General features: G+C 60.1%; 27 protein-coding genes. 14 read left to right on the forward strand and 13 right to left on the reverse strand.

The window, feature by feature from the left end; genetic code table 11:
- The first annotated feature begins 128 nt into the window (after positions 1 to 128).
- From GLP43_RS04565 to GLP43_RS04615, 11 genes are all read left to right on the forward strand, one after another.
- Positions 129 to 296 carry a hypothetical protein gene (locus GLP43_RS04565; RefSeq protein ID WP_237278371.1) on the forward strand — a complete coding sequence of 56 codons (168 nt, stop codon included), beginning with the start codon at positions 129 to 131 and terminating at the stop codon, positions 294 to 296.
- Between the two features lie 120 nt (positions 297 to 416).
- Positions 417 to 1,439, forward strand: a complete 1,023-nt coding sequence (locus tag GLP43_RS04570; protein WP_237278372.1) for a PRC-barrel domain-containing protein — start codon at positions 417 to 419, stop codon at positions 1,437 to 1,439.
- A gap of 189 nt (positions 1,440 to 1,628) precedes the next feature.
- A complete protein-coding gene (mdh, locus tag GLP43_RS04575) occupies positions 1,629 to 2,591 on the forward strand; it encodes a malate dehydrogenase (protein ID WP_237278373.1) in 963 nt (320 codons plus the stop codon).
- A 425-nt stretch (positions 2,592 to 3,016) separates the two neighbouring features.
- Positions 3,017 to 3,400, forward strand: coding sequence for a succinate dehydrogenase, cytochrome b556 subunit (gene sdhC / locus GLP43_RS04580; RefSeq protein ID WP_237278374.1), 384 nt, complete (start codon positions 3,017 to 3,019; stop codon positions 3,398 to 3,400).
- Between the two features lie 11 nt (positions 3,401 to 3,411).
- Complete coding sequence (sdhD, locus tag GLP43_RS04585) at positions 3,412 to 3,783, forward strand: succinate dehydrogenase, hydrophobic membrane anchor protein (RefSeq protein WP_037964988.1); 372 nt, start codon at positions 3,412 to 3,414, stop codon at positions 3,781 to 3,783.
- Positions 3,784 to 3,814: 31 nt separating this feature from the next.
- On the forward strand, positions 3,815 to 5,620 hold the full coding sequence (sdhA, locus tag GLP43_RS04590; RefSeq protein WP_237278375.1) for a succinate dehydrogenase flavoprotein subunit: 1,806 nt from the start codon (positions 3,815 to 3,817) through the stop codon (positions 5,618 to 5,620).
- 82 nt (positions 5,621 to 5,702) lie between these two features.
- Positions 5,703 to 6,038, forward strand: coding sequence for a hypothetical protein (locus GLP43_RS04595; RefSeq protein ID WP_237278376.1), 336 nt, complete (start codon positions 5,703 to 5,705; stop codon positions 6,036 to 6,038).
- Between the two features lie 17 nt (positions 6,039 to 6,055).
- Positions 6,056 to 6,853 (forward strand): FkbM family methyltransferase, encoded by a 798-nt coding sequence (locus tag GLP43_RS04600; protein WP_237278377.1) that lies wholly within the window; start codon positions 6,056 to 6,058, stop codon positions 6,851 to 6,853.
- A 53-nt stretch (positions 6,854 to 6,906) separates the two neighbouring features.
- A complete protein-coding gene (locus GLP43_RS04605; RefSeq protein WP_005851531.1) occupies positions 6,907 to 7,686 on the forward strand; it encodes a succinate dehydrogenase iron-sulfur subunit in 780 nt (259 codons plus the stop codon).
- Between the two features lie 61 nt (positions 7,687 to 7,747).
- Complete coding sequence (locus GLP43_RS04610) at positions 7,748 to 7,963, forward strand: hypothetical protein (RefSeq protein ID WP_237278378.1); 216 nt, start codon at positions 7,748 to 7,750, stop codon at positions 7,961 to 7,963.
- Positions 7,964 to 8,014: 51 nt separating this feature from the next.
- Positions 8,015 to 8,857 (forward strand): urea carboxylase-associated family protein, encoded by an 843-nt coding sequence (locus GLP43_RS04615; protein ID WP_237278379.1) that lies wholly within the window; start codon positions 8,015 to 8,017, stop codon positions 8,855 to 8,857.
- 79 nt (positions 8,858 to 8,936) lie between these two features.
- Here GLP43_RS04615 and deoD read toward each other — a convergent pair whose 3' ends face one another.
- From deoD to GLP43_RS04630, 3 genes are all read right to left on the reverse strand, one after another.
- Entirely contained in the window at positions 8,937 to 9,647 is a 711-nt protein-coding gene (deoD, locus tag GLP43_RS04620) for a purine-nucleoside phosphorylase (protein ID WP_132997154.1), read from the reverse strand.
- 82 nt (positions 9,648 to 9,729) lie between these two features.
- Entirely contained in the window at positions 9,730 to 10,044 is a 315-nt protein-coding gene (locus tag GLP43_RS04625) for an H-NS histone family protein (RefSeq protein ID WP_237278380.1), read from the reverse strand.
- Positions 10,045 to 10,129: 85 nt separating this feature from the next.
- On the reverse strand, positions 10,130 to 12,121 hold the full coding sequence (locus GLP43_RS04630; RefSeq protein ID WP_443069473.1) for a methylmalonyl-CoA mutase family protein: 1,992 nt from the start codon (positions 12,119 to 12,121) through the stop codon (positions 10,130 to 10,132).
- A 181-nt stretch (positions 12,122 to 12,302) separates the two neighbouring features.
- Between GLP43_RS04630 and GLP43_RS04635 the strand changes: the two genes are divergently transcribed.
- The 3 genes from GLP43_RS04635 (at position 12,303) to GLP43_RS04645 (ending at position 16,808) form a co-directional block, all read left to right on the forward strand.
- Entirely contained in the window at positions 12,303 to 13,649 is a 1,347-nt protein-coding gene (locus tag GLP43_RS04635; RefSeq protein WP_237278382.1) for a 1-acyl-sn-glycerol-3-phosphate acyltransferase, read from the forward strand.
- 164 nt (positions 13,650 to 13,813) lie between these two features.
- Positions 13,814 to 15,094, forward strand: coding sequence for a crotonyl-CoA carboxylase/reductase (gene ccrA, locus GLP43_RS04640; RefSeq protein ID WP_237278383.1), 1,281 nt, complete (start codon positions 13,814 to 13,816; stop codon positions 15,092 to 15,094).
- 178 nt (positions 15,095 to 15,272) lie between these two features.
- Positions 15,273 to 16,808 (forward strand): ATP-dependent DNA helicase, encoded by a 1,536-nt coding sequence (locus tag GLP43_RS04645; RefSeq protein WP_237278384.1) that lies wholly within the window; start codon positions 15,273 to 15,275, stop codon positions 16,806 to 16,808.
- Here GLP43_RS04645 and GLP43_RS04650 read toward each other — a convergent pair.
- From GLP43_RS04650 to GLP43_RS04695, 10 genes are all read right to left on the reverse strand, one after another.
- Positions 16,805 to 17,575, reverse strand: a complete 771-nt coding sequence (locus GLP43_RS04650) for a TIGR02186 family protein (RefSeq protein ID WP_237278385.1) — start codon at positions 17,573 to 17,575, stop codon at positions 16,805 to 16,807. The two genes, GLP43_RS04645 and GLP43_RS04650, sit on opposite strands and share 4 nt — an antisense overlap.
- Complete coding sequence (locus GLP43_RS04655) at positions 17,572 to 18,480, reverse strand: sulfite exporter TauE/SafE family protein (RefSeq protein WP_005851548.1); 909 nt, start codon at positions 18,478 to 18,480, stop codon at positions 17,572 to 17,574. Before GLP43_RS04655 ends, GLP43_RS04650 begins: the two co-directional genes overlap by 4 nt.
- 79 nt (positions 18,481 to 18,559) lie before the next feature.
- Entirely contained in the window at positions 18,560 to 19,528 is a 969-nt protein-coding gene (locus tag GLP43_RS04660) for an ABC transporter permease (RefSeq protein ID WP_005851549.1), read from the reverse strand.
- On the reverse strand, positions 19,528 to 20,658 hold the full coding sequence (locus tag GLP43_RS04665; protein WP_005851551.1) for an ABC transporter permease: 1,131 nt from the start codon (positions 20,656 to 20,658) through the stop codon (positions 19,528 to 19,530). Before GLP43_RS04665 ends, GLP43_RS04660 begins: the two co-directional genes overlap by 1 nt.
- 1 nt (position 20,659) lies before the next feature.
- Complete coding sequence (locus tag GLP43_RS04670; RefSeq protein ID WP_237278386.1) at positions 20,660 to 22,288, reverse strand: ABC transporter ATP-binding protein; 1,629 nt, start codon at positions 22,286 to 22,288, stop codon at positions 20,660 to 20,662.
- 2 nt (positions 22,289 to 22,290) lie between these two features.
- Positions 22,291 to 23,286, reverse strand: a complete 996-nt coding sequence (locus tag GLP43_RS04675; RefSeq protein ID WP_237278387.1) for a BMP family lipoprotein — start codon at positions 23,284 to 23,286, stop codon at positions 22,291 to 22,293.
- 160 nt (positions 23,287 to 23,446) lie between these two features.
- The gene (gene rimI / locus GLP43_RS04680; protein ID WP_237278388.1) at positions 23,447 to 23,863 is read right to left on the reverse strand and encodes a ribosomal protein S18-alanine N-acetyltransferase; all 417 of its coding nucleotides are present in this window, start codon (positions 23,861 to 23,863) and stop codon (positions 23,447 to 23,449) included.
- The gene (gene tsaB, locus GLP43_RS04685; RefSeq protein ID WP_237278389.1) at positions 23,860 to 24,516 is read right to left on the reverse strand and encodes a tRNA (adenosine(37)-N6)-threonylcarbamoyltransferase complex dimerization subunit type 1 TsaB; all 657 of its coding nucleotides are present in this window, start codon (positions 24,514 to 24,516) and stop codon (positions 23,860 to 23,862) included. Before tsaB ends, rimI begins: the two co-directional genes overlap by 4 nt.
- The gene (locus tag GLP43_RS04690; RefSeq protein ID WP_005851560.1) at positions 24,509 to 25,069 is read right to left on the reverse strand and encodes a NifU family protein; all 561 of its coding nucleotides are present in this window, start codon (positions 25,067 to 25,069) and stop codon (positions 24,509 to 24,511) included. Before GLP43_RS04690 ends, tsaB begins: the two co-directional genes overlap by 8 nt.
- Before the next feature lie 98 nt (positions 25,070 to 25,167).
- The gene (locus GLP43_RS04695) at positions 25,168 to 25,626 is read right to left on the reverse strand and encodes a universal stress protein (RefSeq protein WP_005851562.1); all 459 of its coding nucleotides are present in this window, start codon (positions 25,624 to 25,626) and stop codon (positions 25,168 to 25,170) included.
- Between the last annotated feature and the right edge of the window lie 27 nt (positions 25,627 to 25,653).

The raw sequence follows: 25,653 nt of genomic DNA on the forward strand, positions 1-25,653 counted from the left end.
ACGAAAACTTCAAGCGCAATCGCGCCGCAGCGCAGCGTCAGATAATTTGCGGCTTTAACGCCGCCTTCAGGTTTTGCTGCCAGAAGGGAAGGCGTCTTGATGTGTGTAAGAGGTGTGGAATGATAAAGATGTTTAACCTGATCGGGCTGGCGACTGCCGCGGCGGCGGTGGTGGCGCTGACGCAGGATGTCACTGCGGGCACGCGAACCGCAGGTTGTGATTGGTGCCACGAGATTTCTGCACAAATTTCGCACCCACCGCAGGATCAACAAACTAAGGAGGCAGGGCCCATCTGATATGTCATAGATTATAAAAGCGGCGAAAAAAGATGCAGATCGCCGGAACGCAATCGCCACATCATCGTTGATATCACAACCGAGTGATTATCACCCGGAACTTCTAAAGGAGTATCAACAATGAAACGTATTCTTGGCACAACCGCAATCATCCTGAGCTTGACTGGTCCCGCATTTGCAGATGCACATGCAGCTGGTTTTGGTACCGTGACAGCGCAAGAAACTGACTTCTTCGCGTCCGACCTGATCGGCATGCGCATCTACAATTCCGAGACAGAAGTTGAAGCAAATTCCACCATCGCCGCTGACGGCGAAAAGGAATGGGACGACATCGGCGAAATCAACGACGTCCTGCTGGATTCCGAAGGCAACGTTAAGGCCGTTATCCTCGGCATCGGCGGCTTCCTCGGTATGGGCGAGCGTGACGTAAGCGTGAACATGGACGAGATCCGCATCGTGACCGAAGAAGGTGACAGCGACGACCGTTTCCTCGTGGTGAACACAAGCAAAGAGATGCTTGAAAAAGCCCCAGCGTTCGAACGTATGGACGACGAAGCTAACATGGAAACCGAAGCAAACATGGACGCCAATGCCGACATGAACGCTGAGACAGATATGGCAGCGACCGACGTGAACGCCGAAGCTGAGGTCGACACAGAGACCGAAATGGAAGCGGATGCCGAAGCACTGGCAAACGAAGCTGAAATGGAAGCCGAAGAAGCAGCCGCTGAAACAGAGCAGGCCGTTGACGAAGCGACCACCGAAATGGCGGATGGCGCAAACGAACTAGAGCAAGATATGGAACGCCCCATGCTGACAGCCCCAGCGGTTGAGCGTGAAGGCTATGCCAATGCCACAACTGACGAAGTTGCCGCGCTGACAGCAGAAGACCTGGAAGGGTCCTATGTTTACGGTGCCAACGACGAGACCGTCGGTGAAATTGGTGCCCTGGTTATGGGTGACAACGGCGAAGTCGGCCAAGTTGTGATCAACGTCGGTGGTTTCCTGGGCATTGGCGAAAAGCCTGTTGCCGTCACTTGGGACGAACTGCAGATCATGAAGAACGCTGAAGGCGACGACTTCCGCATCTACATCGACAGCAGCGAAGAAGCGCTGGAAGCACAGCCCGAATACCAAGGCTAAGCTTAACGCTAAGTCAAATTCGGCAATAGCTTGCTGAAAAGCTGACCAAGACGGGATCGTTTCGAAAGAAACGGTCCCGTTTTTTATGGCTCTGCGCGGTCTGACGTGACGCCGGACCAAGCGCAACTTGCACGGTGCGCTTCATTTCGGTATCCCGAAGCGAAATGTAACCCTGTCGGAGTATACCACATGGCCAGACCCAAGATCGCGCTTATCGGCGCAGGGCAAATCGGGGGCACGCTTGCCCATCTCGCAGCAATCAAGGAACTGGGCGACGTTGTCCTGTTCGACATCGCCGAAGGCATCCCGCAGGGTAAGGCCCTCGATATCGCAGAATCGGGCCCATCCGCCAAATTCGACGCGACCATGACCGGCGCGAATGACTACTCTGACATCGCTGGCGCAGACGTTTGCATCGTGACTGCCGGTGTTGCGCGTAAGCCCGGTATGAGCCGTGATGACCTGCTGGGAATCAACCTCAAGGTTATGAAATCCGTTGGCGAAGGCATCGCTGCCCACGCACCAGACGCATTCGTTATCTGCATCACCAACCCGCTGGACGCGATGGTTTGGGCGCTGCGCGAATTCTCCGGTCTGCCCCACCACAAGGTTTGCGGTATGGCCGGTGTGCTTGATTCGGCACGCTTCCGTCACTTCCTCGCGTCGGAATTTAACGTCTCCATGAAAGACGTCACTGCCTTCGTTCTGGGCGGCCACGGCGATACAATGGTGCCCCTGACGCGCTATTCCACCGTTGCGGGTATCCCATTGCCTGATCTGGTGAAAATGGGCTGGACCACACAGGATAAGCTGGACGCGATCGTTCAGCGAACCCGTGATGGCGGTGCCGAAATCGTTGGTCTGCTGAAAACCGGTTCGGCGTTCTACGCGCCTGCGACATCGGCAATCGAAATGGCCGAATCCTATCTGAAAGACCAAAAACGCGTTCTGCCTTGTGCCGCCTATGTTGACGGTGCCTATGGGCTGGACGGCTTCTATGTTGGCGTGCCCACCGTGATCGGTGCTGGTGGCGTCGAACGTGTGGTCGAGATCTCGATGAACAAGGACGAACAGTCCATGTTCGACAACTCTGTGAACGCCGTTAAAGGCTTGGTCGATGCGTGCAAAGGCATCGATGAATCGCTGAAGTAATACACCAAGGTGCAGCGGGCGGGTGTGGTCGTGACCAGGGTAAACCCCGCCCGCTGCACCTGCACTTGCTATTGGACGATCCCACGGGATGACGCCAAAGCCGCTCTTTCCCCCCCCTTACTATAATATCCGATGGCAGGCAGGTCTGCCGCTGCCGTCGCTTAGCGACCAGCCACGCTTTGCAGGGCATTTCACAGCGCGAATTCGACCTGCTCAGGGCGCGTCAAATCCGACAGTTTCAGTCGCCTTTGGGCTTGTGATCACAGCTTGAAAATTAGTGATCACAAATGTCGGAAATGTCCGGCGCTAACCGAAGGGTTTGGGCAACTGCGCCAATAAACCGCTTCAAATTCACGCCTCTGGACGTGACAGTCCCAAAAATACCGTTATCTATGACCGTAACCTGACGAGAAAAGGAATCCATCATGGCAGATGTGAACCGGGGCAACCGCCCGCTGTCACCCCACCTGACGATCTATCGCCCGCAACTGACCTCCATGACGTCGATCCTGACGCGGATCACCGGCAACGCCATGCTGGTCGCCGCGCTGCTGATCGTCTGGTGGTTCCTCGCGGCAGCAACGTCGGCGGAATATTTCGACTTTGCAAACGGTTTCATCACCAGCTGGTTCGGTGACCTGATCATGTTCTTGTCGCTGCTGGGGCTGTGGTATCACACGCTCGCCGGTATCCGGCACCTGATCTGGGACAACGGCTATGCGCTAGATATCCCGACGGCTGAAAAGCTGGGCTGGGCCGCGCTGATCGGTTCAGTCATTTTGACCATCATCACCGCGCTGATCATCTGAGGGATAGACACATGGCTTATTTGACAGACCGCAAACGCGCTATGGGCATGGGCTCGGCCAAATCGGGCACCGCACATTTCTGGGCGATGAAAGTCAGCTCTGTTGCGCTGCTGATCCTGATCCCGCTTTTCGTCTTTACCTTCGGGTCCGCCCTTGGGGGCACCTACGAAGAGATCATCGCCTACTACAGCAGGCCTTTCCCCGCGATCGTCGCCGCCCTGACGCTGATCGTTGGCTTCAAACATTTTAACGACGGTGTCCAAGTGCTGATCGAGGATTACGTCCACGGGCTGTCGCAGAAAGTTGCGATCATCCTGATGACCTGCCTCAGCTATGGTGCGGCCGCGGTTGGCGTTTTCGCCATCGCCCGCATCGCGCTTTAACACACGCCTACGCTATACCGGAGACCGAGACATGGCTGCATATGAATATGAAACGCATGAATATGATGTCGTTGTCGTGGGGGCTGGCGGCGCTGGCCTGCGTGCGACACTTGGCATGGCAGAGCAAGGGCTGAAAACAGCCTGCGTGACCAAAGTTTTCCCGACCCGTTCGCACACGGTTGCGGCGCAGGGCGGTATCGCGGCGTCGCTGTCCAACATGGGCCCCGATAACTGGCAGTGGCATATGTATGACACCGTCAAGGGCTCTGACTGGCTGGGTGACACAGACGCGATGGAATACCTCGCTCGCGAAGCCCCCAAGGCGGTGTACGAGCTTGAACACTACGGTGTGCCTTTCTCGCGGACCGAAGCGGGAAAGATCTACCAGCGTCCCTTCGGCGGCCACACCACCGAATTTGGCGAAGGCCCCCCCGTGCAGCGGACCTGTGCCGCCGCCGACCGGACCGGCCACGCGATCCTGCACACGCTTTACGGTCAATCGCTGAAGCATAACGCTGAATTCTACATCGAATATTTCGCTATTGATCTGATCATGTCGGATGACGGTGTGTGTCAGGGTGTGCTGTGCTGGAAGCTGGACGACGGCACTATGCACTTGTTCAGCGCCAAGATGGTTGTTCTGGCGACAGGCGGCTATGGCCGTGCCTATTTCTCGGCGACATCGGCGCATACCTGCACCGGCGACGGCGGCGGTATGGCGGCGCGTGCGGGCCTGCCCCTGCAGGATATGGAATTCGTGCAATTCCACCCCACCGGCATCTATGGCGCGGGCTGTCTGATCACCGAAGGCGCGCGTGGCGAAGGCGGGTATCTGACCAACTCGGAAGGCGAACGCTTTATGGAGCGGTATGCCCCCACCTACAAAGACCTTGCTAGCCGTGACGTTGTTTCACGCTGTATGACGATGGAAATCCGTGAAGGCCGCGGTGTGGGCGAGAACAAAGACCACATCCACCTGCACCTGAACCACCTGCCCAAAGAAACGCTTGATCTGCGTCTGCCCGGTATCTCTGAATCCGCGCGCATCTTTGCAGGGGTGGACCTGACCAAGGAACCGATCCCGGTTCTGCCGACCGTACACTATAACATGGGCGGTATCCCTACAAACTATTGGGGCGAAGTGCTGGCACCGACCGAAGACGCGCCGGACCGCGTGGCACCGGGCCTGATGGCCGTGGGCGAAGCGGGCTGTGCCTCGGTACACGGGGCGAACCGCTTGGGCTCGAACTCTCTCATCGATCTTGTGGTCTTTGGCCGCGCCGCCGCGATCCGCGCGAAAGAGGTCGTCGACGCAGAGGCACCCGTGCCAACGCCGAACCAGAAGTCCGTCGATGCCGCCTTTGAACGCTTTGACAGCCTGCGCTATGCCAAGGGCCAGATCCCGACCGCCGAGCTGCGCCTTGAGATGCAGAAAACCATGCAGGCCGATGCTGCGGTTTTCCGTACCGACAAGACGCTGAACGAAGGCAAGGTCAAGATGGATGAAGTCGCCGGCAAGATCGCTGATCTGCACGTGACCGACACATCGCTGGTCTGGAACTCTGACCTGATGGAAACGCTTGAGCTGACCAACCTGATGCCGAACGCCGTGGCCACCATCACCGCCGCTGCTGCCCGCAAGGAAAGCCGCGGTGCCCACGCGCACGAGGATTACCCTGATCGTGACGACGCAAACTGGCGCAAGCACAGCCTCGCGTATTTCGACGGGAACGCGGCAACGCTCAGCTACCGTGGTGTGCACCTTGACCCGCTGACCGAGGAATCCGAAGGCGGGATCGACATGAAAAAGATCGCACCCAAAGCACGGGTGTATTGATCTGAAACCCTGCCTCCGCTTTTGGGGGCAGGGGACCAAACCGAGGGCCATGCCCTCGTCCTGCAGGCGGAGGGCAGGCGACATGAAACAGTTTATCGCTATGACCATGATCCTGGCCGTGTCGGCCTGTGCCGAGGCCAGTCAGCAGGTCGACAGCATCGCCCGCGAAGGCACCAAGGGGGTCATCACCGAAACCCTTGCCACGCGCTTTCCGCAGGTGCCCAAGCAGCTGATCACGCCCTTCACCGATTGTATCGTCGACAATGCCGATGCGGCTCAGGTGCGCGTTTTCGCCAAATCCGCCGTGATCGGCGTGGATGACACCACAGTCGCCACCGTGCGTGCGGTACTGTCGCGCCCCGAAACCGTGCAATGCCTGTCGCGTTCTGCTGGCAGCGTACCGGGGTTGCTGGGCTAATGGGTCACCCGAACGTCATGCCGGATACGCAGGGCAAGAATGCAGGCCATATGGCCGATCTGCGCGCGCAATTCCGTGACGGCGACACCAGCGAACGCACCCGCATCAAAGCGCAGCTTGGCCCCACAGAGGTGGAGTTTGCCGACATCCGCATGGTGGTGGATCCGCGCGATAATTATACCGAAACCTGCCTTTGGCTGAACGAATACCCGCCCGAGATCAAATCGCTGGCGGCCTTGGTTGAACTGGTGGAAAACCGCAATATGCTGGTCTTTGACATCGGTGCCAACTGCGGGGCCTATTCGATCCCGCTGGCGATGGCCGCGGGCGACGGGTCGCGCGTTGTGGCATTCGAACCCAACCCGCTGATGATCGGCCGGCTTGGCATGAACATCGCGCTGAACAATCTGACCGACCGCGTGCGTATCGAAGGCTGCGCGCTGTCCGACCGTGAGGGCGAGGCGATGCTGAACTTCCGCGGGCACAATTACGGTCAGGCATCGCTGCTCCCGATCGAGGGCAAGCAACAAAACGGCGGCGTGCTGGTGCCCACACGGCCCCTGTCCGCCTTTACACACGCCGCACGGCACCATGACGGCACGATCCTCAAGATCGATGTCGAAGGGGCCGAGGAGGTCGTGCTGAACCCCATCCTCGCACAGGGCAAATCCGGCGGCTGGCTGCCGGATGCGATCTTGATAGAGGTCCGCCATGCGGATCAGTGGGACGGCGATCTTTGTGCAGAGATACTGGCCGCTGGGTACCGTCAAACCCTGCGCGCCGAGGGAAATGCGCTTTACATCCGAAAGACGTAAGCGCCAGAATTGTAACGAACTGGGCAACTGCCCGACAGACCAGGAGAAGCGATATGGTTCAACTCACGCTCCCCAAGAACTCCCGGATGACGACCGGTAAAACATGGCCCAAACCCGAAGGTGCCAAGAACCTGCGGCAGTTTCAGGTCTATCGCTGGAATCCGGATGACGGCAAGAACCCCGCCATCGACACGTATTTCGTCGATATGGACACCTGCGGCCCGATGATTCTGGACGCGCTGATCAAGATCAAGAACGAGATCGACCCGACCCTGACCTTCCGCCGGTCCTGCCGCGAAGGCATCTGCGGGTCCTGCGCGATGAACATCGACGGGATCAACACGCTGGCCTGTACCTATGGCGTGGACGAGGTGAAAGGCGCGGTGAAGATCTATCCGCTGCCACACATGCCCGTGGTCAAGGATCTGATCCCCGACCTCACGCATTTCTACGCGCAGCACGCCTCCATCCAGCCGTGGCTTGAAACCAAGACGGCAGAGCCCGCGAAAGAATGGAAACAGTCGATCGACGACCGTGCCAAGCTGGACGGGCTTTATGAGTGCATCATGTGCGCCTGCTGCTCGACATCCTGCCCCAGCTACTGGTGGAACGGCGACCGCTACCTCGGGCCAGCCGCGTTGCTGCATGCCTACCGCTGGATCATCGACAGCCGCGATGAAGCCACAGGCGAACGTCTGGATGATCTGGAAGACCCGTTCAAACTGTACCGCTGCCACACCATCATGAACTGCGCCAAGACCTGCCCCAAGGGCCTGAACCCTGCCGCAGCCATTGCCAATATCAAAAAGATGATGGTCGAACGCACCGTTTGATCCCATCGCAACCTACGCCTCCCGCTGCCTGTTGGCGCGGGGGGCGTGACATGTGCCCCCTATGATCCTGATTGCCTTTGTCATCGCTTTTGCGATTGTCGCCTATTTTGCCTACCGTGATAAAGCGGTGCGCGGATGCCGCTGGCGCAAGGACAATACCCGCGACAAAGGCAGCCTACAGTTCTACCACTGCGTCGCCTGCGGGGCAGAGGCTTATACCGCCACCCTATCGGCCCCCCGCGACTGCAAGGCCAACGTCGGCGGCCGGCCTCTCTGACGCCGTGCGCGATGGCCTCAGGATCGGACCCAACAGTCAGGAGTTTCCGCTATGACACCGCCCCATGATGCCGACGCCCGCCGCGCTGTTGCGCCCGTGATCTGCTATCCCGTCGAAACACTGCCCGTGCCTGACATGGCGCTTTACGGGCGCGCGCGCGAGAAGCTGACCAAGGTGGACGAGGTCACCGTCGCCCCTCGTGACGCAAGCTGCTTTACCGTGCCTGCGGGATATTTCTTTCGGATCACTTCAATCGAGGGGCCACAGGTCGGTGATCTGAACCTCTGGGCGCAAAACGATCTGTCCGAACGGTTCTACTCCGGCAAAACCCGCGCGCTGCATGGCACGCATATCACCACCGGCCAGCGCATGTGGAGCAGTTTTCCCACGCTGCGCCCTATGGCGACGCTGACCCATGATACGCTGGACTGGTACGGCATGGATGCCTTCGGCGGCTCGGTGCATGATGTGATCGGCACGCGCTGCGATCCCTATACCAACCAGCTGTTGTCAGGCGGGCAATACCACCATTGCTGCCACTCCAACCTGATCCGGGCCTTGGCGGATCATCAGGGCATTTCCTATGCCGAGGCAGAGCCTTTCGTGCATGATGTGCTGAACGTCTTTATGTGCACCGGCTTTACCCGCGACACCGGCCAGTACTTCATGAAGGCCAGCCCCGTGCGCCCCGGCGACTACCTTGAGTTTTTCGCCGAGATCGACCTGCTCGGCGCGCTCAGCGCCTGTCCGGGGGGCGATTGTTCGGCCAAACACTCCTCGGACGTCGCCGCCTGCTATCCGCTATTGATAGAGGTGTTCGCCCCCGCCAAAGGCGCGCTTGATGGGTGGCAAAGCCCGCCCCCCAACGGCTACGACCGCAGCCACGGGGGCTAAGGAAACGGGGTAGCACCCGGCCATGTTTCCAAATGGATATAAATCCCCCGCGGAGCGTCCGACGGGGGATCATCGTGCATCAGTTATTGGGGAAAGCCGCCTGTAGCGCGATTTCGACCATATCGCCAAAGGATTTCTCGCGCTCTTCCGCGGGCAGCGCTTCGCCGGTTTGCAGGTGGTCGCTGACTGTCAGCACCGCCAGCGCACGGCGTTTGTGGCGCGCGGCGAGGGTATAAAGCTCTGCCGCTTCCATCTCGACACCCAGAATACCGTGGCGGGTCATCTGCTCGTCCAGATCGGGGCGTTCGGCATAAAAGACATCCGAGGAATAGATCCCGCCGACATGGGTTTTCGTGCCTTTCGCCTCTGCCGCGTCCACGGCAGCGCGCAGCAGGGACCAATCGGCACAGGGGGCGTAATTCATCTCGCGGAAGATACCGGAAGAAGGCGAGGTAATTGTCGTGGCGGTCATGGCAATAATGACATCGCGAATACCAACCTGCGGCTGCATCCCGCCACAAGATCCAATCCGAATAAGGGTTTGCGCGTTGTATTCGGAAATCAATTCATTGGCATAAATCGACAGCGACGGCATCCCCATGCCAGAGCCCTGAATAGTGACGCGGTTGCCATTCCATGTGCCGGTGAAACCCAGCATGCCGCGCACTTCATTTACAAGTTTTGCATCTTTAAGGAATGTTTCAGCAGCCCATTTCGCGCGATACGGGTCGCCGGGCATAAGGACTGTTTCGGCAATATCGCCGGGTTTTGCGCCAATATGGATTGTCATAGGATGCTCTTTATATTTCCAAAGCCAAGGGGATGCGCCGAGGTGGCGCAATAATCGCACGCTGTGCGCATATCAGTCCGGTTTACAGTTCCAACGTCTCTGGGTCTGTGCCGCTGGCGATCAGGTCGCGGAACCAGTTGGGCTGGCGGCCCTTGCCGGTCCATGTCTGGCCGGGGTCTTCGGGGTTGGCATATTTCGCGGCAGCTTTCGCGGCTTTGCCCTTTTTCGCACCGCCGGATACTTCATCCAGCGAGAACCCGTATTCGGCGGCTGCTTTTTCAGCGGCTTTGCGGGCTTCTACGCGGTCGCGTTCATATGCGTTTTTAATCGCCATCTTCACGTCTTCCAAATGCTGTTCCAGCTGTTTGTGGGACATTGTGCTTAGATCAATACTCATTCTCGCTCATTCCTTTGTCGAAAAGCCAATTAATGCTTTACGCCAAAAGAATGAACAAACAAAGAGTTTTTGAATTGGCCGCTTTTTATTCGGCGGCCACAGTTTCGGGATCGGCGAGTGTGACGATGTCTGCCATGATTGTATTCAATTCAAAGTCTTTCGGCGTGTAAACACGGGCGACTCCCATAGCGCGCAATCTTTTGGCGTCTTCTTCCGGAATAATACCACCCACGATTACGGGAATGTGATCCAATCCGGCGGCGCGCATTTGTTTCATTAAATCCTCGACCAATGGAATATGCGATCCCGAAAGAATCGAAAGCCCGACAACATGGTGTTCCCCTTCCGCGGCGGCGGAAACAATTTCCGACGGCGTCAGGCGAATACCCTCATAGGCAATTTCCATGCCGCAATCGCGGGCGCGCACGGCGATCTGTTCGGCACCGTTCGAATGCCCGTCGAGCCCCGGTTTCCCGACAAGGAAGCTCAGCCGGCGACCCAGACGGGTGCTGACGGCGTCCACGGCGTCGCGCAGGTCGTCCAGCCCCTCGGTCTTGTTTGACCGGCCCGAAGCAACGCCTGTTGGCCCACGGTATTCGCCGTGTACGCTGCGCATCTGTTCGGCCCATTCGCCGGTGGTAACCCCGGCCTTGGCCGCGGCGATAGAGGGTTCCATTACATTGCGCCCTTCGGCAGCGGCGGCGCGCAGATCGGCCAGCGCCTTGTCCACGGCGGCCTGGTCGCGGCTGTCGCGCCATGCGTTCAGACGGTTGATCTGGTCGGCCTCGACCGCGGGGTCCACGACCATGATGCCGCCATCGCCCGTCATCAGGGGCGAGGGTTCGCCCTGTTGCCACTTGTTCACGCCGACGACGATGGTCTCGCCGGCCTCGATCCGACCCAGACGGTCGGCGTTGCTTTCGACCAGACGAGACTTCATATAGTCAATCGCCGAAATCGCGCCGCCCATATCGTCAAGGTTCGCCAGTTCGGCCCGTGCGCCCTCTTTCAGCGCTTCGACCTTACGGTCCACGGCGGGGTTGCCATCGAACAGGTCGTCAAACTCCAGCAGGTCTGTCTCGTAGGCCATGATCTGCTGCATCCGCATCGACCATTGCTGGTCCCACGGGCGCGGCAGGCCAAGCGCTTCGTTCCACGCGGGCAGCTGCACGGCGCGGGCACGGGCGTTCTTTGACAGGGTCACCGCCAGCATCTCGATCAGGATGCGGTAGACGTTATTTTCGGGCTGCTGTTCGGTCAGCCCGAGGGAGTTCACCTGCACTCCATAGCGGAAGCGGCGGTATTTCGGGTCTTCAACGCCATAGCGGTCGCGGCAGATTTCGTCCCACAGGTCGCCGAAGGCGCGCATCTTGCACATCTCGGTGACAAACCGGATGCCCGCATTCACAAAGAAAGAGATCCGCCCCACCAGCATGGGGAAGTCCTCTTCGGGGACGCGGGGGCGCAGGGCGTCCAGCACGGCGGTGGCGGTGGCAAGGGCAAAGGCCAGCTCTTGCTCGGGCGTGGCACCGGCCTCTTGCAGGTGGTAGGAACAGACGTTCATCGGGTTCCACTTGGGCACGCTAGTATAGCAATACTCGGCCACATCCGCGATCATCTTAAGCGACGGGGCAGGCGGGCAGATATAGGTGCCACGCGATAGGTATTCCTTGATCAGGTCGTTCTGCACGGTGCCTTGCAGCTTGGACACATCCGCGCCCTGTTCCTCGGCCACAGCAATATACAGCGCCAGCAGCCACGGCGCGGTGGCGTTGATCGTCATCGAGGTGTTCATCTGCTCAAGCGGGATATCCTTGAACAGGCTGCGCATATCGCCCAAATGCGCCACGGGCACGCCGACTTTGCCGACTTCGCCGCGCGACAGGATGTGATCGCTGTCATATCCGGTCTGGGTGGGCAGGTCGAAGGCGACCGACAGGCCGGTCTGCCCTTTCAAAAGGTTCGCGCGATACAGCGCATTGGATGCCTCGGCGGTGGAGTGTCCGGCGTAGGTTCGGATCAGCCAGGGGCGGTCTTTTTGCGGTTGCGACATGGGGCGGCCTTTCGTGAATCGAATGGGTAATATTCTTGCGCTGGTCGATTGATACGTGAAATAATCAGGCTCTGTCAATTCGCTGCATTGCGGCATGGGCGAAAGCCGCTGCGTTACGGTCGCGCGTGCCTTGCCTAGGGGTGCCCTATGTGTGGTTGACTGTTTTATGTTGCCCAGACAGCGCGGGTCCTGCAAGGGTTGGGCGATGACGCAAACGATTGAACTTCCCGTCTGGCTTTTCGCGGTGATCCTGCTGTTCGCGGCGGTAACCGCGCTTAGCCATTTTTTGTTGCCCTCGGTCCGGTGGTTCTTTCGCAGACGGCTGGAGAAAGCTGTCGCGCAGCTGAACACGCGGCTGACCCGCCCGATTGAACCGTTCAAGCTCGCACGGCGGCACGATATGATCCAGCGGCTGATCTATGACCCGCAGATCAGTCAGGCGATTGTGGATCACGCCCGCGCCGAAGGTATCCCCGAGAACGTCGCCTCCGAACAGGCGCGCCGCTATGCCCGCGAGATCGTCCCGAGTTTTAGCGCCTTTGCCTATTTCAGTTTTGGCATCCGGCTGGCGCGGTTTCTGGCGAATGCGCTGTATGATGTGCGCACCGGATCGCGCAACGACGCGGTGATCGAAGGTATCCCGTCAGACGCCACGGTCATCTTCGTGATGAACCACCGCAGCAATATGGATTATGTGCTTGTGACCTATCTCGCGGGGGAGGCGTCTGCGCTCAGCTATGCTGTGGGGGAATGGGCACGTGTCTGGCCGCTTAGCCGGTTGATCCGGTCCATGGGGGCGTATTTCATCCGGCGCAAATCGCGCGGCGCGCTGTATCGCAAGGTCTTGGCCCGCTATGTGCAGATGGCAACCGAAGGCGGGGTGACCCAGGCGATCTTCCCCGAGGGCGGGCTGAGCCTGAACGGCAAGTTGATGCCGCCCAAGATGGGTCTGCTTGGCTACGTGCTTGAGGCAGAATTGAAAGACCGCGATGTCGTCTTTGTGCCGGTGGCGATCAACTATGACCGCGTGCTGGAAGACCGCGTGTTGATTGCCGCGGACGAAGCAGGCACGCGCCGGTTCGATGCGCAAATCTCGGTCATTTTGAAATTCATTGTTCGCAAAACTTGGCTGCGTATTCGCGGTAAATTCCTGCGCTTCGGCGAGGCGGTGGTCGTGTTCGGCACGCCGGTGCATCTGCGCGACTATGGCGACGCGCCGAATGTGGACGGGCTGGCGCAGGATCTGATGGGGCGGATTGAACACGAGATGCCGCTGTTGTTTGTGCCCTTGCTGGCGCGGGTGCTGCTGTTGGCGGAAAAGCCGCTGGATGGCGTCGCACTGGAACAGGAAATGCAGGGCATGGCAGCGCGGGCCTCTGACGAGGCTGTTGTGGTGGCGCAGGATTTCGCCGCTAATGTCGCCAGAGCGCGCGATCATCTGGTGCAGCGCGGGATGATCACGGCCTCGGATCGTGGCTATGCCCCCGCGGACGGGCAACGCCCGGCATTGCGGTTCTATGCCAACTCTATTGCCCATTTCTTTGACAGATAGGTCACACAGACAAAACTACTGACGAAATTGCTGCGTCTGCAAAGTCATAAAATTACAATTAGAGGTCAAATGGTGTTGCATTGTTGCGCGAAGGGTCATATTCCACCAGTAGACGCCGCGATTCTGCACTGCGGCACAAACCTATTCTGACTGTGGAGACCGACATGGCCTTGGACACGAATATCGCGCAATACGACGCACCGGAAAAAGACCTTTACGAGATCGGGGAAATCCCGCCGATGGGCTACGTTCCAAAGCAGATGTACGCATGGACCATCCGCAAGGAACGCCACGGGAACCCCAATACCGCGATGCTCGAAGAGGTCGTGGACGTGCCGTCGCTCGACAGTCACGAGGTGCTTGTCCTCGTGATGGCGGCGGGTGTGAACTATAACGGTGTCTGGGCTGCCTTGGGCAAACCCATCAGCCCCTTCGACGGCCACAAGCAGCCCTTCCACATTGCGGGCTCTGACGCGTCGGGCATCGTCTGGGCGGTTGGCGACAAGGTAAAACGCTGGAAGGTCGGCGACGAAGTCGTGATCCACTGCAACCAGGATGACGGCGACGACGAAGAGTGCAACGGCGGCGACCCGATGTATTCCCCCAGCCAGCGTATCTGGGGCTACGAGACCCCCGACGGATCCTTTGCCCAGTTCACCAATGTGCAGGCGCAGCAGCTGATGCCACGCCCCAAGCACCTGACATGGGAAGAGGCCGCTTGCTACACGCTGACGCTGGCCACGGCCTACCGGATGCTGTTCGGCCACGAGCCTCATGACCTGAAACCGGGCCAGAACGTGCTGGTCTGGGGCGCTTCGGGCGGTCTGGGGTCCTATGCGATCCAGCTGATCAACACCGCTGGCGCGAATGCGATTGGCGTGATCTCGGATGAATCCAAGCGTGACTTCGTGATGGATCTGGGCGCCAAGGGCGTTCTGAACCGCAAGGACTTTAACTGCTGGGGTCAGATGCCCACCGTGAACACGCCCGAATATGCGACATGGTTCAAAGAGGCACGCAAGTTCGGTGCCGCGATCTGGGAGATCACAGGCAAGGGCGTGAACGTCGACATGGTGTTTGAACACCCCGGCGAGGCGACGTTCCCAGTGTCTACCTTCGTTTGTAAAAAAGGCGGCATGGTCGTGATCTGCGCGGGGACTTCGGGTTTCAACCTGACGTTTGACGTGCGCTATATGTGGATGCACCAGAAGCGTTTGCAGGGCAGCCACTTTGCCCACCTCAAGCAGGCGTCTGCCGCCAACAAACTGATGGTAGAGCGCCGTCTTGATCCGTGCATGTCCGAAGTGTTCACCTGGGCCGATCTGCCCGACGCGCACATGAAGATGATGGCGAACGAACATAAGCCGGGCAACATGTCGGTACTGGTGCAATCGCCCAAAACCGGCCTGCGCACGCTCGAAGACGCGCTGGACGCGAAAAAGTAATTCGGTGGCCCCGATCAAGGGGGCGCTGACGACACATCGACTAGACACCCGCGCACCAAGCCTTCGGTGCGCGGGTGTTTTCGTTTCAGGCATCACGTGGCGGTTTAGCACGGGCTGATTGCGCGAATAACGGCGATGCCATCTGGCCCCCGCTGCCGCGCTGAATTAGGGTCGCGCCATGACAGTACCTGCCCTTACCTACTCCGCCGATCAGGCGGCTGCCTTTGACAGCGTGACCGAGATGTTGCGCCATGCGGGCATTGATCTGGATGACAACCTGCTGATGCCCCCCGCGGGCGGGGCGGACCAAGTGTTGGCGGTGACCGGTAAGGCGGGGTCTGGTAAGACGCTGCTGCTGGCAGAGCTGTACAAGGCGCTGGAAAATGCGGGCGTCGATATCGTTTCGGGCGATTACGAGCGCAAGAAGAAAGACAAGCGCACCCTTGCCATTCTGGCACCCACCAACAAGGCGGCATCGGTCCTGCGGCTGCGTGGCGTGCCCGCGACGACGATCCACCGCATCCTCTATACGCCGGTCTATGACCCCGAATACGAACGCATCGCGGAATGGCTGGCGGGCAGCGGTGAACGCCCGGTGATCGAGGGGATGAACGAAGTCTCGCTGGACCGCGCCTTCGCGTTCTACGAGAACAACAAATCCATCCCCGGTGCCTTGGCCGCTGCGGGTCTGCGCGGTAGTGATTTCATCACCGGATGGAAGCGTCGCGAGGAACCGCTGGATATCGGGTTTGTCGATGAAAGTTCGATGCTGGACGACAAACAGTTCGAGGATCTGAAAGAGATCTTCCCGACGTTGCTGCTTTTTGGCGATCCGGCGCAGTTGGCCCCCGTGGGGCAGTCGGGCACGATGGTGTTTGAAAAGCTGCCCAAGGAACGGGTGCTGAACCTCAGCCGTATCCACCGGCAACAGGCCGATAACCCGATCCTTGATCTGGCCCATGCGCTTGCCGACCCTGACCTGAGCTTTGAACAGTTCGAGCGTATGGTCGAAGACGCGTCAAAGAAGGACGACCGTGTCGTCTGGGGCCAGCGGGTAGAGGTAGACCTTATGGCGCGGTCGCCCGTGCTGGTCTGGCGCAATGCCACGCGCATCCGGCTGATCAACGCGTTCCGGTCGGTCTATGGCGCGCCCGATGACGCGCTGCTAGAGGGGGAGCCGCTCATCTGCGACGGGATCGAGCTGCCGTTGAAACACCGCAAGAAACGGCTCGACCTTGAAGCGCGCGGCCTGATCAAGGGCGCGCAGGTCGTCTATCTGGGGGCAGGGCGCAAACCGGGCTTTAGCCGCTTGCATGTGATGGGCGCGGAAGACCCGCAAATCTCTGCCGCGTCGATCGTGAAGATCGAAAAACCGGACGAGGAAGAACCCTTTATCCCTTTTGCTGCGCGCATGGGGGCGACGTTTTTGCATGGGGCGGCGGTGACGATCCATAAGGCGCAGGGCAGCCAGTGGGACACGGTGCAGGTCTTTGCGCCCGACCTTTATGCAGCGGCGCGGATGGGGCGGTCAGAGGCGGGGCAACCGCTGTGGAAGCGGCTGGCCTATGTGGCGATCACCCGCGCGCAAGAGCGGTTGATCTGGGTCGTGCGCAACCGCCTGTCAAAACCGTCCGGAATGCTGCGGGTGGACGATCTGCGCGCGGCCCCTGCCGCCCCGCTGAGCCTTGAGACACAGACGGATGATCCGGCCTAGCGGCGCAGCGCTGCAAAAAGGCTAGAGGCCCCCCAGCCCGCCGCGATGGCAATCGCCAGCGACAGCAGCCCATAGGCCAGCGCATTCTCCCGCGACAGATTGAATAGCCAACGTTCCAGCCCGACCTTGCGGACGTCGATCAACGTTCCGTATTGCGCCACGACGGACCCGCCTCGGGTCAGGAAAATGCGGGTGTTATAATCGCCCTCGATCAAGGAGGCGGGCAGCTGCACCGTCGCGCGGAACAGGGTCTGTTCGTCCACCGTCACGCCTTCCTCGTCCAGTTGGTACTGGTTCGCCTTGCTGCGGATGCGCACCAGCGCGTCCGAGAAGGCGGCGGAATCCTCGATATTCATCGGCGCACCGACTGACCGGATCGCCCGCGGGACAGAGATTTTATAGCGCAGGTCCTCAGTGCGGTTCAGCACGTCCTGCAAGGGGCCACTGGTGGCGACGGCATAGAAACTGGGGGCACGGTCGACCTCGACGGCGGCGGTGTTCACCCAGATGCCAAAGGTCTTTTCCTTGCGCCGCACAGTGACCGGGGCCGACGGGCCGGACACGGTCACCACGACCTCAAGCTCGGGGCCTTCGGGGATCGGTATCTCGCGTTTGACGGCCCCGAAGATGATGATCTCGGACCCGTTGAAATTGGTGGAGATAGAGACTTCGCTTTGGTTCAGGCCCAGCACAATCGCCTCGTCCGCGGTGGCGGTGAAAGACAGGCAGGCCAGCGCTGCCACCAAAAGGGCACGCAGACGGATCATGATGTGAACCCGACGGAATAAAGCTCTGCCGGTTGCAGTAACAGTTCCAGCGCCAGCTTGCCGCAGACGACCAGCACCAGCAGTGCAAGCAGGATACGCAGCTGTTCCGCCTTGAGCTTGGTGCCAAGGCTGGTCCCGAACTGCGCGCCGATCACCCCGCCGATCAGCAGTAGTACGGCCAGTACGATGTCGACGGTATAGTTGGTGGTGGCGTGCAGCATCGTGGTAAACGCAGCCACAAAGATGATCTGGAACAGCGAGGTCCCCACAACCACCTTGGTGGGCATCCCCAGCAGATAGATCATCGCCGGTACCATGATAAAGCCGCCGCCCACGCCCATGATTGCGGCCAAAAGACCGACAAAGGCCCCGACCAGCAACGGTGGGATGACCGAGATATAAAGCCCCGTGACCCGAAAGCGCATCTTGAACGGCAGCTTCTGGATCCAGGTGTGTTTCTTGCGCGGGGGGCGTTTGCCGCTGCGGGTCTTGTACATCGCATTCAGCGATTCAATCAGCATCAGCCCACCGATGATGCCAAGGAAAACGACATAGCACAGGTTGACCAGCAGATCGACCTGACCCAGCGATTTGAGGTAGTTGAAGATGGTGACGCCCGCCGCGGCCCCGACCAGCCCGCCCGCCAGCAGCACGCTGCCCATGCGCAGATCCACCGTCTTGCGTTTCAGATGCACCAGCAGTGCCGAGAAGGAAGAGGCAACGATCTGGTTCGCGCCTGTGGCGACAGCCACCGCAGGGGGGATGCCGATAAAGAACAGCAGCGGCGTGATCAGAAATCCGCCCCCGACGCCGAACATGCCGGATAGAACGCCCACGATCCCGCCCAACCCCAAAAGGAGGAACGCGTTGACCGACAGCTCGGCAATGGGCAGGTAAATTTGCATAGAAGCAGTTAGACCGATCGAAAGGTTGAAATCAATCGTGGATGCTGCGCCGCCGCAATTTGCGACGGCGCGGGGAGCGTTAACGCTCTTTGACGTAGGGCTCGCCACCGGCACGGGGCGGGATCGCCTTGCCGACAAAGCCCGCGAGGATGATCACGGTCATCACATAGGGCAGGGCGGCCAGCAACTGGCCCTGAACCTTGAAGTTCACCAATGCCTCGATCACGTCGGGGCGGGTTTCCAGCGCGCCGAACAGGCCGAACAGCAGCGTGGCCCACAGCGCGTACCACGGGCGCCACTTGGCAAAGATCAGCGCGGCCAGCGCGATATAGCCACGGCCTGCGGACATATCCTTGATGAAGCCGGCCTGCAGCGCCGTGCTGAGGTAGGCACCGGCAATACCGCAAAGCACGCCACAGATCAGCACCGCGGCATAGCGCAGGCCGATGACGGAAACCCCTGCCGTATCCACCGCCGCTGGGTTTTCGCCCACAGCGCGCAGGCGCAGGCCAAAGCGTGTCCGATACAGCAGCCACCAGGTCGCGGGCACCGCGAGGAAGGCGAGGTAGACAAGGATCGAATGGCCCGAGATCAGCTCGGCATAGAGCGGGCCGATGATCGGGGTCTGGGCGATGTCATCGGCAAAGGGCAGGGTTATCGGATTGAACCGCGCCCCGCCGATCAGCGACGGCGTGCGCCCGCCTTGCTGGAACCAGTCCTGAGCGATCAGCACCGTCAGACCGGCGGCAAGAAAGTTGATCGCGACGCCAGAAATCAGCTGGTTGCCGCGGAAGGTGATGGAGGCAAGCCCGTGTAGCAGGCTCAGCGCCATCGACGCGGCGATGCCGGCCAGCAGCCCCAGCCAGACGTTCCCCGTCAGCGACGCCACGGCGGCTGAAAAGAACGCCGCCGCCAGCATCTTGCCATCAAGGCCGATGTCGAAAATACCGGCGCGTTCGGAAAACAGACCGGCAAGGCAGGCCAGCAGCAGCGGTGTGGCAAGGCGCACGGTGCTGTCGAACAGTTGGATGAGCGTGATATAATCCATTATTCAGCAGGCTCCACCGGTTTGCGTTCGGGCTTGGGGGCCCGTGCGGCGCGCAGCGCCAGAAAGATTTTCTCGAGCGGCATACGCACCATGTTGTCCAGCGCTCCGGTAAAGAGGATCACCAGCGCCTGAATGACGACGATCAGCTCGCGCGGGATCGAGGTCCAGAGCGCCAGTTCAGCACCACCCTGATAGAGGAACCCGAACAGGATCGCGGCAAGGAAGACACCCAGAGGATGGCTACGCCCCATCAGCGCCACAGCGATCCCGATAAAGCCCGCGCCTTCCGTCGCGTTCAGCACCAGCCGTTCGGCTTCGCCCATGACGTTGTTGATCGCCATCATCCCCGCCAAACCACCCGAGATGATCATCGCGATCATCGTGATCTTGACCGGAGAAATACCGGCGTATTTCGCAGCCGATTCCGAATGGCCATAGGCGCGGATCTCATACCCCAGCCGCGTGCGCCAGATCAGCACCCACAGGAAGATACAGGCCGCAACCGCCACCAGAAGAGAGATATTGGCGGGCGCTGCCTTTGAAAACTCGATCCCCAGCGGGGCAAGGATATCATGCAGCGTCGGCAGCTTGGTCGCGTCGGGAAAGCGGGCGGTTGCGGGGTCCATGCTGCCTTGGGGGCGCAGCATATTGACCAGGATATAGTTCAGCACTGCCGCCGCGATAAAGTTGAACATGATCGTGGTGATCACGATATGGCTGCCCCGTTTGGCTTGCAGGAACGCGGGGATCGCGGCCCAGGCGGCGCCGAACACGGCAGCCATCGCAGCTGCACCGATCAGGGCCAGTGACCAATGGGGCCACGGGATATACAGACAGGCCAGCGCCACGCCCAAACCGCCCAGCATCGCCTGGCCTTCGCCACCGATATTGAACAGCCGCGCGTGAAAGGCGATGGCAACGCAGAGGCCGGTGAACATGAAGTTCGTGGCGTAATACAGCGTATAGCCCCAGCCATAGGTGCTGCCCAAAGCGCCGGACACCATCAGTTTGACGGCAGCAACGGGGTCTTCCCCGATGCCCAGAATGACCAGCGCTGACAGGATCGCTGCCAGCAATAGCGAAATCAAAGGCACGAGGACGACCTCGGCCCATTTTGGCATTACGTCCATGTTACACTTCCTTATGCGGATCGCCGCCCGCATGGGCCAGATTGTCTTCGATCTCTTCGATGGAATGGGGCGCATCGGTATCGGTGATGCCCGCCATCAGCAAGCCCAGTTCCTTTTCATCGGTCTGGCTGGCCTCGCGGATGCCCATGACCTGACCGTCGAACATGACAGCCACCCGGTCGCTGAGTGCGAGAATCTCTTCCAGCTCGACCGAGACCAGCAGGATCGCCTTGCCCTGATCGCGCAGGGCGACGATCTGTTCGTGGATGAATTCGATCGCGCCGATATCCACACCACGGGTCGGCTGGCCGATCAGCAGCAGGTCGGGGTTGCGTTCGATCTCGCGCGCTAGAACGATCTTTTGCTGGTTCCCGCCGGAAAAGTTCTTGGCCGCCAGTTTGAGGTTTGGCGGACGCACGTCGAAACGTTCCATCTTTTCAACGGTGTCGGCCTTGATCGCGGCGTTATCCATCAACATGCCGCTGCGGTAGGCAGGGTCTTTGTGATAGCCAAAGGCGGTATTTTCCCACGCCTGATAGTCCATGATCAGACCTTCGCGCTGGCGGTCTTCGGGGACATGGGCGATGCCGTGGTTGCGGCGGGATTGGCCGTCGGATTTGTTGCCGGTCAGGTCCAGTGCCGTGCCATTGACGCGCACGCTGCCCTTGCCGGTCTGGTATCCGCCCAGAACCTCAAGCAGTTCGGATTGGCCATTGCCGGCCACGCCTGCAACGCCAAGGATTTCGCCCGCGCGAACTTGCAGATCGATGCCGCGCAGACGCTCGACGCCCTTGTCATCAACGACGCGCAGCCCTTCGACATCCAGAATGACCGGGCCAGGGGCCGCGGGTTTCTTGTCGACACGCAGCAGGACCTTGCGGCCGACCATCAGCTCCGCCAGTTCGGCGGGCGAGGTTTCGGCGGTCTTGACGGTGGCGGTCATCTCGCCGCGGCGCATGACCGATACGGTGTCCGTCGTCTCCATGATCTCGCGCAGCTTGTGGGTGATCAGGATGATCGTCTTCCCTTCGGAACGCAGACGCCCGAGGATGCGGAACAGCTGGTCGGCCTCGGCTGGGGTCAGTACGCCGGTGGGCTCATCCAGAATGAGGATATCGGCCTGACGATACAGCGCCTTGAGGATTTCCACCCGTTGCTGCATGCCGACGCCGATGTCTTGCACCAGCGCGTCGGGATCGACCTTGAGCCCGTAGTCATCGGCCAGCTTCATCAGCGATTTGCGCGCCTTGGCCAGTGATGGCTTCAACAGCCGCCCGTCTTCGGCACCCAGAATGATGTTTTCCAGGACCGTGAAATTTTCAACCAGTTTGAAGTGCTGGAACACCATCCCGATGCCTGCAGCAATCGCGGCCTGGCTGTCAGGGATGTCGGTCTTTTTACCGGCGATAAAGATGTCGCCTTTGTCAGCTTTGTAGAATCCGTAAAGGATCGACATCAGCGTCGATTTGCCCGCGCCGTTTTCCCCGATGATCCCATGGATCGTGCCGGGCATGACGCGGATAGAGATGTTTTTATTGGCCTGTACCGGACCAAAGGCCTTGGAGATGCCTTTCAGCTCGATCGCCGGAGCGGCAGTTTCCTGCCGCTCCGTATGTGTTGCAGTGCTCACGCTTAGAAGCTCAGGCTCGGGCAGCTGTCGTCGGACATGTAGTCATGTACCTCAAGCGACCCGTCTGCGATCTTGGCTGCTGCTTCATCCACAGCGGCCTGCATTTCAGCGGTAACCAGTGCCTTGTTGTGTTCGTCCATCGCGACGCCCACGCCTTCGTTGCCAACGCCCATGACGTTAAAGCCTTTTTCCATGCCGGGGCCATCGGACATCGCGTCAAACACAGCATTGTCCACGCGTTTGATCATCGAGGTCAGGACTTTGCCCGAGTGCAGGTGGTTTTGGTTGCTGTCCACGCCGATCGATAGGATGTCTTCGTCGGCTGCGGTTTGCAGAACGCCGACGCCTGTGCCGCCCGCGGCTGCATAGACAACATCAGCACCCTGGCTGATTTGCGCTTTGGTCAGCTCGGACCCTTTTACGGGGTCGTTCCATGCGGCAGGGGTCGAACCGGTCATGTTCGAGATCACGGTCGCGTCGGGGTTCACGGCCAGAACGCCTTGGGCGTAGCCGCAGGCGAATTTGCGGATCAGGGGGATGTCCATGCCGCCGATGAAACCGACAGTGTTGGAGTCGGAGGCCATCGCCGCCATCATACCGACCAGATAGGAGCCTTCGTGTTCGTTGAAGACAACGGAACGGACGTTGGGCGCGTCGACAACCATGTCGATGATGACAAAATCGGTGTCAGGGTAATCGCCTGCAACCTGACCAAGCGCATCACCAAAGGCAAAGCCGGTCATCACGATAGGGTTGGAGCCCGCTTCGGCGAAACGGCGCAGCGCCTGTTCACGCTGTGCTTCGGACTGCAGTTCGATCTCGCGGAAGCTTTCACCGGTCTCTTCGGCCCAGCGTTGCGCGCCGGCAAAGGCGGCTTCGTTGAAGGATTTGTCGAATTTGCCGCCAAGGTCGAAGATCAGGGCGGGTTCGGCCAGAGCCGCACCGGCACTAAGAGCCGTGGCCGCAGCAGCGCCGAGGAATTTGGTCATAAGGGTCATGGAGTGTCTCCCGGTTTATTGTGTTGGGGCGCAAGCGCGAAGCCTTTGCCCGGTCGCAGTTCCGCGCTTGCGCCCGGTTCCGTCGATCAGATGTACGATACTGCGTAGCCCATGGGTAGGGTCAACCGGATTCTCAAGCGCTTGGGGATGATATTGCCTATTAACCGTGCGTAAACTGACGCGAAAGGATCAATGCATCAACGGATGGCGTATCTTTACGCTGATAATACCCGCTACGCGTGGCCGTCTGGCGAAATCCTGCAGAAGTGTAAAGCGCGATGGCAGCGGTATTGTCGGCTGCAACCTCTAGAAAGGCGGTGTCGGCCTGCGCTTCAAGCCCGTCCATCCAGCGTTGCAGCAAGCGGCGGCCAATACCCTGACGTTGGGCTGCGGGATCAACGGCGAGGGTCAGCAGCTCTGCCTCTCCCGCGATCAGGCGGGTCAGGGCAAAGCCATGCGGTTCGCCCAGATACGTCACGAAAGGGGAGGCCAGCAGATCGGCGATCTCTTGCGCCGTCCACGCACGGTCATGCACGAAAGCGGCGGTGTGAATCCGCGCCATATCTTGCGGGGTCATGAAAAGATCGCGGGCGGTGTGTCGCGGGCCGGGGCGGCATCGGCGGGGCGCAGATACAGCGGGGCAGGGCGCGGGGTCCGGGTGCCAAGCTTCGTGGCGGCAATGCGTGCCGTTGCCTCTGCCACGGGCATACGAGGGGGCAAGGCGGTGCCGTTACAAAGTGCTGCGATCATATCGGCCTGATGCCCCACACAGACGGGATCGGCGCGCGAGGGCACCGAAGGCAGATCATCCAGCCCACACATCACAGGGTCGCGGTCATCCATCGTGCCGAACACCTGCACGAACAGCTTGTCTTGCCGCGCATCGATGCTGCTGATGACAACGCCATCATGCCCGAAGGCCAGGGCCTGAAGATGCGAAACACCTATCGCCGGCACCTCAAGGCCAAGCGCGAGCCCACGCGCGGCCGAGACCGCGATGCGGATCCCGGTGAAGTTCCCCGGCCCGATGCCGACGCCAATCGCTGTCAGATCGCTATACGCCACATCTGCACTGGCCAGCACCTCGGCACACAGGCCAAGCAGCCGTTCGCCCTGACCCTTGTTCATCGGTTCCTCGACGCTGGCGATGATCTGGTCGCCCGACAGCAAAGCGGCCGCACAATGTGCGGCCGATGTATCAAACGCCAGGAGAAGAGGCGTCTTAGGCAACCGGGCGTACCTCGGTCACTTCGGGGATGTAGTGGCGCAGCAGGTTCTCGATGCCCATTTTCAACGTCAATGTGGACGATGGGCAGCCCGCGCAGGCCCCTTGCATGTGCAGATAGACAACGCCGCGCTCGAACCCGTGGAAGGTGATGTCGCCGCCGTCCTGTGCCACGGCAGGGCGCACGCGGCTGTCCAGCAATTCCTTGATCTGGCCGACGATCGCACCGTCTTCGCCCGTATGCTCCGCATGGCCCGACGCGTGGTCATGGCCGGTTTCCATCACCGGCTGGCCGGATTGAAAATGCTCCATAATCGCGCCAAGCAGGGCGGGTTTCAGGTGGTCCCATTCGATTCCGTCAGCCTTGGTGATGGTCACGAAATCGGTGCCGAAGAACACGCCGGTCACGCCTTCGACAGCGAACAGACGTGTGGCCAAAGGCGAGGCGCTGGCCGCTTCGGGGGCGGGGAAATCGGCGGTGCCCATCTCTAGCACGGTCTGACCGGGCAGGAATTTCAACGTTGCGGGGTTGGGCGTGGATTCGGTCTGAATAAACATCACATGCTCCTGAAAGGGTTGATGCAGATATGCGACCTGAACGCGCGCAAGTCAAGGTTTGGAACGATTCTAAGTTTGCGACAGCGTGCGGTGCCGCCTCAGGTGATCATCTCGAGCCGTTCTTTGCTCATGTCACCGGGGACGATGGTGATCGGGACCGGCAGCGAGCCTGCGTTGCGGGAAAGTTGGGTCACCAAGGGGCCGGGGCCTGATTTCTTGTCCGTGCCCGCGCCAAGGACCAGCACGCCGACTTCGGGGTCATCGGCCAGCTGGTTGATGATCTCGTCCACGATCACACCTTCGCGAATGACCAGGGCGGGCTCCACGTTCAGCCGGTCGCGCATCCATTTGGCGAAGACCTCGAAATGCACCTCGATCCGCTCGCGGGCTTCTTCGCGCATGACCTCGGCCACACCGATCCAATGATTGAATTCGTCAGGCGGGATGACCGACAGCACCACCACCCCGCCGCCAGAGTTGGACGCCCGCATCGCGGCAAATCGCATGGCGTTCAGGCATTCGCGGCTGTCATCCAGCACAACCATAAATTTACGCATAGCATCCTCCTGTTGAACGGCGGGGGG

It is taken from the genome of Sulfitobacter sp. M39, assembly GCF_021735935.1.
GTDB lineage: Bacteria > Pseudomonadota > Alphaproteobacteria > Rhodobacterales > Rhodobacteraceae > Sulfitobacter.